Source organism: Actinoplanes sp. NPDC048796, assembly GCF_040650035.1.
In the GTDB taxonomy this organism is placed as follows: domain Bacteria; phylum Actinomycetota; class Actinomycetes; order Mycobacteriales; family Micromonosporaceae; genus Actinoplanes.
In genome coordinates this window covers 141,407-153,861 of the sequence record NZ_JBEZGO010000015.1, presented here as the reverse complement: position 1 = coordinate 153,861, position 12,455 = coordinate 141,407, and the positions used below count along the sequence as shown (strand labels likewise).

6 protein-coding genes are annotated in these 12,455 nt (G+C 72.1%); 1 reads left to right on the top strand and 5 read right to left on the bottom strand.

Features of this window, described 5'->3' with window-relative positions:
• Window positions 1-435: 435 nt before the first annotated feature.
• The 4 genes from AB0C26_RS39135 to AB0C26_RS39120 form a co-directional block, all read right to left on the bottom strand.
• Complete coding sequence (locus AB0C26_RS39135) at window positions 436-1,485, bottom strand: PaaX family transcriptional regulator C-terminal domain-containing protein (RefSeq protein WP_360258275.1); 1,050 nt, start codon at window positions 1,483-1,485, stop codon at window positions 436-438.
• A gap of 123 nt (window positions 1,486-1,608) precedes the next feature.
• Window positions 1,609-2,928 (bottom strand): PHB depolymerase family esterase, encoded by a 1,320-nt coding sequence (locus AB0C26_RS39130; protein WP_360258273.1) that lies wholly within the window; start codon window positions 2,926-2,928, stop codon window positions 1,609-1,611.
• A 238-nt stretch (window positions 2,929-3,166) separates the two neighbouring features.
• On the bottom strand, window positions 3,167-4,903 hold the full coding sequence (locus AB0C26_RS39125) for a glycoside hydrolase family 3 N-terminal domain-containing protein (protein WP_360258272.1): 1,737 nt from the start codon (window positions 4,901-4,903) through the stop codon (window positions 3,167-3,169).
• A 46-nt stretch (window positions 4,904-4,949) separates the two neighbouring features.
• The gene (locus AB0C26_RS39120; RefSeq protein WP_360258271.1) at window positions 4,950-6,260 is read right to left on the bottom strand and encodes an MFS transporter; all 1,311 of its coding nucleotides are present in this window, start codon (window positions 6,258-6,260) and stop codon (window positions 4,950-4,952) included.
• A 248-nt stretch (window positions 6,261-6,508) separates the two neighbouring features.
• Between AB0C26_RS39120 and AB0C26_RS39115 the strand changes: the two genes are divergently transcribed.
• Window positions 6,509-9,691, top strand: coding sequence for an ROK family protein (locus tag AB0C26_RS39115; RefSeq protein WP_360258270.1), 3,183 nt, complete (start codon window positions 6,509-6,511; stop codon window positions 9,689-9,691).
• Here AB0C26_RS39115 and AB0C26_RS39110 read toward each other — a convergent pair whose 3' ends face one another.
• On the bottom strand, window positions 9,692-12,436 hold the full coding sequence (locus AB0C26_RS39110; protein WP_360258277.1) for a BTAD domain-containing putative transcriptional regulator: 2,745 nt from the start codon (window positions 12,434-12,436) through the stop codon (window positions 9,692-9,694).
• Window positions 12,437-12,455 lie beyond the last annotated feature (19 nt).

Below are 12,455 nucleotides of genomic sequence, written 5' to 3'. Positions count from 1 at the left end.
ACGAGACCGCAACCATCGCCCCGCTGTTACCGTCCCTCAAAGCAGCCTGAAAGGATCAACACATCAACCCTGTCCGTCGAATCGGGTCAGGCCCAATCCCGGTTGAACATGCCATCGCTGAGCACAAGTGGTGGCGCGTACTGCAACGCTTCACCGGCCGCCGCGAACTACGACCCGACACCCTCAACGCCGTCGCCGGACACTTCTCAAAGACACGAAGATCGGCCGGGGTGACAACCTCGGCCAGTGGTAGATCAACGCCAGCGGCGCCGGCCGGCCGTCACCGATGCCGGGTGATCGCACACTGCGGCCATGTGACCGCGGCCGCCCCGGACCGGCTCGGGATCGTCGACGCCACCCGAATTCCCTGCGGCGAAGGAGTGTTGTGGCTGGCCGCCGTCCGAGGCGTGTTCTCGAAAGCGGGTAACCACCGCTTTATCGAACCGGGGGAAGCTCACGGCGCCCCGTGGCATCTCCTGGCCGGGCGGCTCGTCGGATCCGGGAGCGGCCGGCCGGCGGTTCGGGCGGGGTGAACTGCAGGCCGGTGGACAAGTCGTCGACGGTGTGGGCCTGGATGTCGGTGACCGGGCCGTCGGTGACGGCCGCCGCGACGGTGCGGACGTGCTTCTGTGCTGTGGCGGCCAGGCCGTCGTAGACGGCGATGAACAGGTCCCGGGCGGGTTGCCGGGGCCAGCCCGCCGGTAGCAGGTGGAGCGGCAGGCGCGGGTCGAGTATGGGCAGGCGCCGGTAGGTGTCCATCACCTCGGTGCGGAACCGCACCGCCTCGGGGCCGGCCGGCTGCTCGGCGGCGATGTGGGCCGGCACGTGGCGCCAGCGCTGGAGGAATTTCTCGTACTCGTGGGCGATGGCGGCGATGTCCCACGCCTCCACCGGGTTTCGGTCGAGGCCGGCGCCGAGCTCGACGTGCCGGGCGCGGAACACCGTCATGGCGCCGGGAGCGATGAGGGCGAATTTCGCCCTGGCCTTCTCCGTCAGGTCGTGCGGCGAGATCCACAGGCCGTCGTACAGCGGGGCGTATCCCATCCAGCGCAGCCTGTTGCGGAGTTCCTGCCGCTGGGCCCGTGCCGCCTGGGGCAGCGAGAACGCGATCAGCGTCCAGTGCTCGTCCCACGGTTCGGCGCCGGTGGCCGCCGAGGCGATCCAGCTGCCGCCGACGGCGAGGAAGCCGGCCGCCTCGGGGGTGAGGCGGTAGGCGCTCCGCCGCCCGTGCCGCCGTACCTGCAGCACCCCGCGGCGGGCGAGCCGGCTGATGGCGGTGCGGGCACCGGCCGGGCTCACGCCGGCCTCGGCGAGCAGGGCCACGATGGCGGCCGACGGCAGTTCGGCCCGGGTGCGCAGGGTGTAGTCGGCCAGCAGGGTCACCGTCAGGTCCTGCGGCGAGTTGCCGGCCTGGCGGCGCGGCAGGCGCACCGCGTCCGCCGTGTCGTCCGGGAAGATCTCGTCGATGTCGTACGGGCTGGTCACGCGACGGCTCCGGCAGAGTCGAGGGCTGACGACTAGCGAAGATCTTCCCATGCCCGTACCGGGTTGACGAGGGTTGACCAGTGTGGACGGTACGCCACCGGGCCGTCCACACCGGAGCTCATGTCAGCCGGTGGTGCAGGCGGAGCCGTTCAGCGCGTACCCGGTGGGGGCGCCGTTGTTGCCGGAGTGGGTGGCCTGGAAACCGGCCGTGGTCGACGCGCCGGGCGCCAGGCTGCCGTTGTAGCCGACGTTGGTCGCCGTGACCCGCCCCGAGGCCGGTGCGTACGAGGCGCTCCAGCCGCCGGTGATGGTCTGGCCCGAGGGCAGGTCGAAGGCGAGCTGCCAGCCGTTGATCGCGGCGTTGCCGGTGTTGGTGATGGTGAGGTTCGCGGTCAGCCCGTTGTTCCAGGCGTTGACCGCGGCGGTGACCCGGCACGCCGAGGTCGCCGGCGGGCTCGTCGGGGGAGTGGTGGGCGGGGTGGTCGGCGGAGTGGTGGTCGGGGGCGTGGTGGGCGTGGTCAGGCCGAAGAAGGCGACGGCGGCGGCAGCCATCCCGCTGCTGGGCAGGGAGTGACCGGCGCCCTGGATGCTGTACGCCTCGACCTGTACCGTCCCCGTCGCATCGGCCCAGCGGCGGCGGTTCCAGCCCGGCTGCGGAGTGTCGCTGGACGTGGGGGTCGTGCTCAGCCCGAAGACGTTGGTCCACTGCTCGACCGATTCCTGCAGCAGCGAGTACGGCACGAGGGTGTCGCTGGTGCCGTGCCAGAGTTGGATCCGGGGGCGGGCTCCGCTGAAACCGGGGTTCACCTGGCGGACGGCGTCACCCCACTGCTGAGGTGTGCGGTTCATGCTGCCGCCCGTGCACTGGCCGCCCGGCGGGTAGTCGGCCGCGTTGGCGAAGCAGGTGAACGGCACGCCCATGAAGGACGCGCCGGCCTTGAACAGGTCGGGGTACAGGGCGAGCATGTGCTGGGTCATCATGCCGCCGGAGGAGCTGCCGGTGGCGTACACCCGGTTCTGGTCGCCGCCGTAACGCTGACCGGCGTAGGCCACCATGGAGGCGATGGAGACCGGGTCACTGCCGCCGTTGCGCTGTTTGGACGCCGCCGACCACGTGTCGAAGCACTTGCCGAAGCCGGCCTCCTGCATCGCCGACGGGTAGATCACGAGGAACCCGTACCGGTCGGCCAGCGAGGCGAACTCACTGCCCGAGTAGAAGCCGGGTCCGGAACCGCCGCAGCCGTGCATGGCGACCACGATCGCCGGGTTGGCCGGGCGGGAGTCCGGCACGTAGATGTGCATGCGCATGCCGCCCGGGTTGCTGCCGAAGCTGGTCACCTCGGTCAGCGAGGCCGCGAACGCCGCACGGGGCGCCGAGACGGCGAGACCGGCGACGGCCAGAAGGGCGGCCAGGGCGTACAGCAAATTTCGTCTGATCTTCATAGTCGTCACTCCTGGAGCACGCTGGGCCCCGCGCCGGAGATGCCACGCCCGCGCGCGGCCCAAGGGGGAAGACGGGGGATGCCGGCCGAGCCCGACGCCGTTGAGACGTGCGGGTGATCTGCCCTGTCCTCACCCGCACGGGCGCCGTGATCAGCGCCGACCGCCGTGCCACGGCCGTGTCGCGCACCGGCGGACACGCGTCGTATGGCACTTAGCGTGCACCCGGGATTCACAACTGTCAATCGAGCGTCAGGCCGTGGCCGTACCGGAAGAGGGGGTCCTCGGTGTCGTTCGGGACGTCCTCGCGGGAGGCGGCCACGGCCTCCATGGAGCGGGGGAGCTCGAACGGCAGCGTGCCCGACGGCTTGGTGCGGCCGAACAGGATGTCGAACAGAGCCTCGTCCGAGGCGCCGAAGTTGCCGGTCAGGGCGGCCGCCCGGGACGCCAGCGGGGTCAGCACGGCCGGGCGGTCGAGCAGGATGTCGACGACCGTCGGGACCGCGTCGGTGACCTGGAGGACCGGGGCCAGCTCGGACGGTGTGAAGTCGAGGCGGCCGGCGTGGAAGAAGGACTCGAAGCCGGTCGTGCGGGTGTCGTCGTACGGGGCGTGGCGGCGCACGATCGCGATGTCGGCTTCGGCCGGTGTGCCGACCACCTTGGCGTAGCGGGCGGCCACGTCCGGGTCGACGCCGTCGACGTAGACGTTGACGCCCTCGGACAGCGGCAGCACCGACGACTGCAGCACCACGATCGAGCGCCGCTGCGCTTCCAGGCCCGCGGCCACGTACGCCGGGCGGCCGATCTCCGTCGCGGCGTCCGATGTGGAGACGTAGCGGCGGTCGTCGAACAGGCCCAGGCGGAACTTGTCGCGCAGGATGCGCCGGGCCGACTCGTCGATGCGGCTGAGCGGGACCCGCCCCGACGAGACGAGGGAGACGATCAGCTCGGGGCAGTACTCGCCGCCGAGCTGGTCGGCGCCGGCCTCCAGGATGCGGTACACGCGGTCGAGGCGGGACAGGCTTTCCACGCCCCACGCGCGGGCCGGCATCGGCGCGCCGAACACGTCGTCGGCGTCCGTCACCAGGCCCCAGTCGGTGCAGACGACACCGTCGAAGCCGTACCTGCCGCGCAGCAGTCCCTCGATGACGCCCTTGTTGAAACCGAAACCGACCTCCTCGTACGCCGTGCCGACCGGCATCGCGTAGTACGGCATGATCTGGGCCGCGCCCGCCTCGAACGCCGCCTCGAACGGCTTCAGATGCTCGGCGAACCGTCCGCCCGGGTACACCTGCTCACGTCCGTACGGGAAATGGGCGTCCTCGCCGTTCATCTGCGGTCCGGCTCCGGGGAAGTGCTTCACCATCGTGGCGACGCTGTCCGGGCCGAGCGAAGAGCCCTGAAACCCTTCGATGTACGCCTTCAGCAGCTCCGCCACCGTGTCCGGGTCGGAGCCGAGCGTGCCGCTGGTGCGAGCCCAGCGCGGCTCGGTGGCCAGGTCGGCCATCGGGTGCAGGGCGACCCGGATCCCGGCCGCCAGGTACTCGCGACGGGCGATGTCGGCGAACTCGCGTACGAGGGAAGGGTCTTTGGTCGCGCCCAGCCCGATCGGCTCCGGCCAGACCGAGAATCCGCCGGCCGCGGCCGAGGTGGCCGGGTTGTCGATGAAGCCGTGGCGCGGATCGGTCGACACGGTGACCGGAATGCCGAGCCGGGTGTTCGCCGCGAGCTCCTGGATCCGGTTGTGCCACTCGGCGATCTTCGAAGGCGCGACGGGGCCCATCGTCAGGATGTTCACGTGGTTGACGAGCTTGTCCTCGACGAGCCAGCGCGTCGACGGGAACATGCCGCCGTCACCCGAGGGCTCGAAGAGCGTGCCGTCCGCGTTGACCGCGGCCATCGTGTGGAACATGAGGCCGGCCTTCTCCTCGAGGGTCATCCGGCCGATGAGGTCGCTGATCCGGTCCTCTGTCTTCACCGCGGGGTTCTGATACGGGTACATGGGTGCCTCCGGGAACAAGAGATCAGCGGGCGCCGCGGACGAGGCGGACCAGCAGGGAGCCGGCGATCGCGACGATCGCGCCGAGAAGGAAGAGCAGGCCGTAGTTCTCGCCGCCGGAACCGACGGCGAGGATCGGGGCGGCCAGGATCGGCACCAGCGACTGCGGCAGGGCGTTGGCGATGTTCAGCACGCCCATGTCCTTGGCCGCGTCGTCCGGGTTGGGCAGCACCTCGGTGGCCAGGGCCAGGTCGACGGCCAGGTACAGGCCCTCGCCGACGCCGAAGACGAGGACGGAGACCAGGAACAGCGCGAAGCTGTGGCTGACCGCGAGGCCCAGCAGGGAGATCGCGATGACGACGCCGGCGATCAGAACGAAAGGCTTGCGATTTCCCGTACGGTCGGACAGCCACCCGCCGATCGTGGAGCCACCGACCATGCCGGCCGTGGTGAGCAGGGTGGCGATCAGCACGGCGGTGGCGACGTTGCCGGTCGTGTAGCCGAAACGGTCGATCAGCAGGTACGACTGGTAGGTCGTGACGCTGGCGATGCCCATCCAGATGAGGAAGCGGCTGAGCAGGTTCCAGGAGAAGTCGGGAAAGCGGCGCGGGTTCACGTAGAACGTCCGCAGGAACTCCTTGAAGCCGTACCTCTCGTGCTGGCCGGCGTCGGCCGGGCGGTCCTTGAGGATCGAGATGAGCAGCGCCACCGTCAGGGTGCCGATGACGGCCGGCACCATGAACATCGCGAAGGTGTGCCCGGAGAGCAGGGCGGCCAGGGCGGTGCCGGCGAGAATGGCGATCGAGGTCATCAGGCCGAGAACGCCGCCGACGCGGCCCCGCTGATGGGCCGGCACCTGGTCGGGCAGGAGCGCGGTCAGGGTGGCGAGCGTGGCGTTCACGCCGAGCTGCGTGACGGCCCACCCGAGCGTGAGTACGGGGATCGAGCCGCCGGTGGCGACGATCGCGAGACCGAGCAGACCGGCGAGCATGCCGCCGATGAGCCAGGGCCGGCGGCGGCCGAAACGCGACCGGGTGCGGTCGCTCATGGCGCCGAAGAACGGGTTGCCGATCAGAGCGAGCAGCGCGCCCACGGAGAGCACGGCGCTCAGCGCCGACGCCTTGTTGTTCGGGGCGATCTCGGCCACCCGGACCGAGAGGGTCACCACGACCGGCGTCATGATCGTCAGGTACGCGCCGAACTGCGCCAGCGCCATCGCGGTGATCAGGCGCTTCGGGGCGTCCGGTGGCGTCAGCTTCAGCGGGACGCCGCTGATCGGGTTCACCTGGTCGTTCCGGGCGGGTTCGGCGGTTCGCAGGCCGGGCAACTCGGTCATCGCAACCTCCTGGGGTCACGCGAGGAATAGGGACAGGTACCTTGCCGGGCCCGGCTCGTTACGACCTGATATCTCGAAGGTAATGAGCCGATTAACGCCAAACCAGAGGTTGATCGGCCGTACGGAGGCCCTGATTCGTCTTCTTCCTCGGTTATTTTTGTGAGGTTTCGAGGCGGAAGCGTCAGGTGTTGCGGGCCATGGCGCGGTTAACCGAGAAAACGAGCAAAACCCGGGGGTACGCTTCGGCGATGGCGACCCGCCCCGCGCACATCTCCGGACGCGACCTGGTGCTGGCGACCGTCCGCGACGCCGGCCCGATCAGCCGCACGGACCTGATCCGCCGCACCGGCATGGCCCGCGAAACCGTGAACGGCCTGCTCACCAAGCTGCTGGCGGCCGAGGCCCTGTCCGAGTCGGAGCCGGTGGCGGCCGGCCACCAGGGACGCCCGGCCCGGCTGCTGTCGCTGGGCCCGGCCGCGGGCCACGTCGTCGGGGCGATCCTCGACTCGGCCGGCGGCGGCCCCGGGGTGGCCGCGGCACGGGTGGCCGTGGCCGCCCTGACCGGCGAGATCGAGGTGGAGCGCGACCGCGTCCTGACCGGGGTCACGCCGGGGGAGATCCTGGACGAGTTCGCGGCGCTCATCACCGAGTGCGTCCCGCCCGGCCGGCGGGTCTGGCTGACCGTCATCGGCCTGCCGGCACCGGTGGCGGGCGGCGTCGTCCACACCAGCAGCGTGCTGCCCGGCTGGGCCGGATACGCGGCCGGCGCCGAGCTGCGGCGCCGCCTGGGCCACGGGGTGGCGGTGCTGAACGACGCCGACCTGAGCCTGCTCGGCGAGGTCACCCACGGGGTGGCGAGGGGCCGTCGCGACGTCTGCTACCTGCGGATCGCCTCCGGCATCGGCTGCGGCCTGCTGCTCGACGGCGAGGTGCACCGAGGAGCGACCGGCATGGCCGGCGAGATCGGCCACGTCCAGGTCGACGAGACGGGCGCCCTGTGCCGCTGCGGCAACAGGGGCTGCCTGGAGACGATCGCCGCCCCCCGCGAGGTGCTGGCCGCGCTGTCGGCCGGCTACGGCGAGCCGGTGACCGCCGAACGAGCCTTGGAACTGGCCACCCGAGACGCGATAGCCCAGCGCGTCCTGTCCGACGCCGGCCGCATGATCGGCCGAGTGGTGGCCGACCTGGCCAACACGATCAACCCCGCCCTGGTAGTCCTGGACGGCCCCCTGATCACCGAAAGCGGCCCCGTAGTGGCCGGCGTCCGAGAATCCTTGCGCCGCTACGCCCAGCCGGCCGTAGCCGACCACACCGAAATCCACGCCGGCACTCTCGCCGGCCGAGCCGCCCTGCTGGGCGCGGTAGCCACCGCCGTGAGCCGCCTCCCAGCTTCCGCCCCGCCCGCCATGCCACCCTCGTCTCCGACGCCGCCCGCCTCCGGCTCCGCGCTCTCCGCTCCGGCCTCACCTTTCCTGTTCTCTTCGCTTTCCAACGCGTCCAGTTCGCCTTCCGCGCCGGCCTCGTCTTCCGATCTGTCCGTTTCGCCTTCTGCGCCGGCCTCGTCTTCCGATCTGTCCGTTTCGCCTTCCGCGCCGGTTTCGTTTTCCGATCTGTCCGTTTCGCCTTCTGCGCCGGCCTCGTCTTTCGACCTGTCCGTTTCGCCTTCCTTGCCGGCTTCGATTCCCGATCCGTCCGCTTCGCGGTCCGCGCCGGCCGCGTCCTCCGACCCGTCAGCGCTGCCTTCCTTGCCGACCGCGGCCTCCGGACCGTCCGCCTCGCCTTCGGTTCTGGCTTCGTCCTCCGAGCCGTCTGCCTCGCCTCTCATGTCGGACTCGCATTCCGTGCCGTCTGACCCGCCAGTCTCGCTTTCTGTGCTGGTCTCGCCGCCCGATAAAAGCCATAAATCGGAAATGTCCGGCGAGCGCCTTGTCGACGCCCAGGGCATCGCGGGCATCGCGGGCATCGCGGGCGCGGGTGGCGTGGACAACGGCGGCGCGGGTGGCGTGGACAACAGCGGCGCGGGTGGCGTGGACAACGGCGGCGCGGGTGGCGTGGACAACGGCGGCGCGGGCGGCGTGGACAACAGCGGCGCGGGTGGCGTGGACAACAGCGGCGCGGGTGGCGTGGACAACAGCGGCGCGGGTGGCGGGGGCCTCGTGGATGGCGGGGGCGGCGGTGTCGCGGGTGGCGGGGGCGGCCGTGGTGGAGCTGCTAGTGCTGGTGGCGTGAGTGGGGGAGGGCGGCGAGCTGCTGGGCGAGAAGGGGGCGGCAAGCTCAGCGTCTCGCCGCGGCGGCGGGAGCGGGCTGCGCGGCGGGAGCGGATCGCCGGGGTGCTTCGGGCGCATGGGGGGCTGGCCCGCAGTGATGTTGTGCGGCTGACGAAACTGCCTCGGGCCGCCGTTGTCGAACTGCTTGATGAGATGTGGCGGGACGGGACAGTCGAACCCTTCGAGCTGCCGCCCGAGCGGGGGCGGTCGGGGCGGCCGTCGCCCGGGTTTCGGCTTGTCACGCCGAAGGAGTTGTTGGCGGGGGCGGCGATCAGCGCGTACGGGATCCGGGTCGTCGTCGCCGATGGGGCGGGGGCCGTTCTGCATCAGGCCGCCCACCCGGTTCCGATGACGCCGGCCGGGGAGGCGCCGGTGCGGCTGGCCGGGGAGCTTGTCGCGCGGCTGCTCGCCGAGAACGGGCATGCGGTGGGGGATCTGCGGGAGGTCGGGTTGAGTGTTCCGGCACCTGTGGATCCGAGCACCGGGAACTTCGGGACCCGGGGGATTCTGCCCATGTTCTCCGGGTTCGCGCCGGCCGATGTGATCACCGAGGTGCTGGGGGTGCCGTGCCGGGTGGAGAACAACGCCGATCTCGCCGCGCTGGCCGAGACGCGGCGCGGGGCCGCGGCCGGGGCCCGGGATGTGCTCTATCTGCGGGCCGATCAGTTCACCGGGGCCGGGATCGTGGCCGGTGGGCGCGTGTACCGAGGGGCGCTCGGCTACGCCGGCGAGGTCGGTCACCTGAACGTGCGCGAGGTGGGGCCGCTCTGCGTCTGCGGCAGCCGGGGGTGCCTGTCCACGTTTCTGTCGCCCGCTTCGTTCGGGGCCGTGCTCGACGCCGCGCCCTTCGTGCGGGAGTCCGAGGATCCCGAGGAGCGGCTGCTCAAGCTGGCCGGGAGTGGGCATCGGCCGGCGCAGCGGGCCCTGCTCGACGCGGGGCGGCTGATCGGGCGGTCGGTGGCGCCGCTGACCAACATGCTCAACCCGGCCGTGGTGGTCGTCGGCGGGCGCTACGGGGTGGCCGGGCCGCACGTGGAGGAGGGCATCCGGGAGTCGCTTCTGCGGCACTGCACGCAGGCCGTCACCGCTGGTCTGACCGTGGTGCGCAGCGAGCTGACTGTCGACGCCGAGGTGCTGGGCGCTGTCGAATCGCTTCTCGGATGATCAGAGGTCCAGGATCTCCGACAGGCGGCCCAGGTCGGGGTAGCGCGCCGTCTTCAGCAGGCGCACCACCTCATCGCGGGTTCGGGTGGCCGCTTCCCGGTCTCCGGCGTCGCGGTGACACTCGTACAAACCGATCAATGGCTCGATGCGCAGGTCGGCCACCTCGCCGTACAACTCGATGGCCCGCTGGAAAGCGGCGACAGCCGCGGTGAGATCGCCCGTGTGCTGGTGGAAGCGGGCCAGCTGCATCCAGCCGCCGGCGGCGCCGTACGCGTTGCGCCAGCGCTCGTTGATGGCGATGCTCTCGGCGAACAGGCGCCGCGCCTCGGGCCGGCCGTCCGGCTGGTGGGCGTGGTACCAGGCGATCGGGTGCAGGGCGTTCGCCACCTCGACCGCGCCCTGCTCGTCGCCCATCCGCAGGTAGTTGTCGCGGGCCTCGACGGCGTACGGATACGCCGCCTCGGCCTGGGCCCGGGTCGGCACGTCGTGGGCCGACACTATCGAGACGGCAACGCTGAGCAAGCCGTGCGCCACCCGGCCCGGGTCGTCCATCTCGCGGCCGATGGCGATCGCCTTCTCCAGTTCGGCCCGCGCCTGTTCGGGCCGGTTCATCCGCAGCAGGCCGCGGCCCAGGATGTAGTGCAGGTAGCCGGCCCACCAGGGATCGTCCACGAGCCGCTGGGCCTGGGCCGCGAGGGCCAGCGAGTCCGCCAGATGGAAGCGGATGTCCTGTTGGTAGGTCGCGAGCGTCCACACGAAGAGCGGCACCTTCTCGGCGCGGCCGAGCTCCAGCAGGGCGTTGATGTTCTCGTACTCGTCGTCCAGCCACGCCGTGGCCGCCCGCATGTCGGCGAAGTGGACAGCGGAGATCCCCGGTGGCGGCGGGCCCACCATCACCGGGCGACGGTACGGCGTCTGCGCCTGCGCCGCGTTCCGCGACGAATGCAGGTAGAAATCCAGGAGCCGGGTCACGGCGGCGTCGCGCTCTTGCGCCGGGTCGACCCTTCCGGCCGTCTCCTTGGCGTACGCCCGTACGAGATCATGCTGGAGGAAACGCCCCGGCCGGTGTTCGGCGATCAGGTGCGCGTCGGTCAGCCGGCGCAGCAGCATCCGCGCCACCGGCGGTTCGGTGCCGGCCAGCGCGGCCGCCGCCGCCACGCTCAGATCGGGTCCCGGATGCAGCGCGGCGAGCCGGAACATCCGCGCCGCCAACGGCACCAGCCGCCGGTACGACCACGAGAACACCGCCCGCAGGTCGTGTTTGACGCCCGGCACCGCGAAACCGTCGAGCCCCTCGGCGTAGGCCAGCTCGGCGTCGATCTCGGCCAGCGGGAACGCGCCCCGGGCGCAGACCAGCGCCAGCGCCAGGGGCAGCCCGCCGCAGCGTTCCACGATGGCGTCGCGCGCACGCGGGTCGGCGTCGACCACCTCGTCGCCGAGGCGCCGGCGCAGGTAGGCCACGGACTCGGCCGGCCGGAAGGCGTCGAGGCGCATCGGGTAGGCGCCGTCGGTGACGATCAGGTCGATGAGGTGGCTGCGGCTGGTCACCACCACCGCGCAGTCCGGGTTGCCGGGCAGCAGCGGCCGCACCTGGTCGGCGTCGCGGGCGTTGTCGAGGAGCAGCAGCATCCGCCGGGCGGCGAGCACGCTGCGGAACAGGGCGGTCCGCTCCGGCGTCGACGGCGGGATCCGCTGGTCGGGCACGCCCAGCGCGCCCAGGAACGCGGCCAGCACGTCGCCCGGGTCGGCGGCCGCGTCCTCCGGGCCGTAGCCGCGCAGGTCGACGTGGAGCTGCCCGTCGGGGTAGCGGGCGGCCGCCTGGTGCGCCCACCGCACGGCCAGGGTGGTCTTGCCGACGCCGCCGGTCCCGGTCACCACGACCAGGGCCGGTGTGTGCCGGTCGAGGCGGCGCAGCTCGTCGGAGCGCCCGGCGAAGGCCGGCTGCGGGCGCGGCAGCTGGGCCGGGCGGACCGTGGCCGGCCCGGGGCGCAGTGCCGTCTCCAGCACCTCGGCCCGCTGCTCGCGGATGGCCTGCTCGAGGGCGGCCAGCGCCGGGTCGGGGTCGAGGCCGAGCTCGTCGGCGACGATGCGCCGGTGTTCGCCGAGCACGGACAGGGCCTCGCCGGAGCGGCTGGCCGCCCACAGCGCGAGCGCCAGCAGCCGCCACGGTTCGCCGCGCAGCGGGTCCTCGCCGGTGAGGGCCCGGGCGGCCGGGATGGCCTCGTCGGTGCGTTCCAGGCGCAGCAGGGCGTCGGCCGTGCGCTCGCGAGCGGTGTGGTGCAGTTCGGTGAGGCGGGCGATCTCGGCGGCGGCCCACTCGTCGTCGGCGAACTGCTCGTACGGCCGGCCACGCCACAGTTCGAGCGCGGCCCGGAGCCGGTCGAGCGCGCCGGCCGGCGGCAGCCCGTCGGCCGCCCGCAGCGCCTGCTCGAAACGGTCGGCGTCGAGCGACCCGGGCGGCAGCCGCAACGCGTAGCCGGCGGCCTCGCGCACCAGCAACTGGGCGGCGCCGCGGGGTGGCCGGCGCGGTTCCAGCGCGCGCCGCAGCCGGGACACGTGCGACTGCAGCACCGCGGCGGCCCCGGCCGGCGCGGTATCGCCCCACAGATGGTCGATCAGCCGGTCGGTGGCGACCGGGCGGCCGCGGGCGGCGGCCAGGATCGCCAGCACAGCGAGCGGCTGGTTGCCGCGGACGGCGATGGGCTCGCCGTCGAGGAGGACTTCGACCGGACCGAGAACCCGCATCTCGATCACGGTCACGATC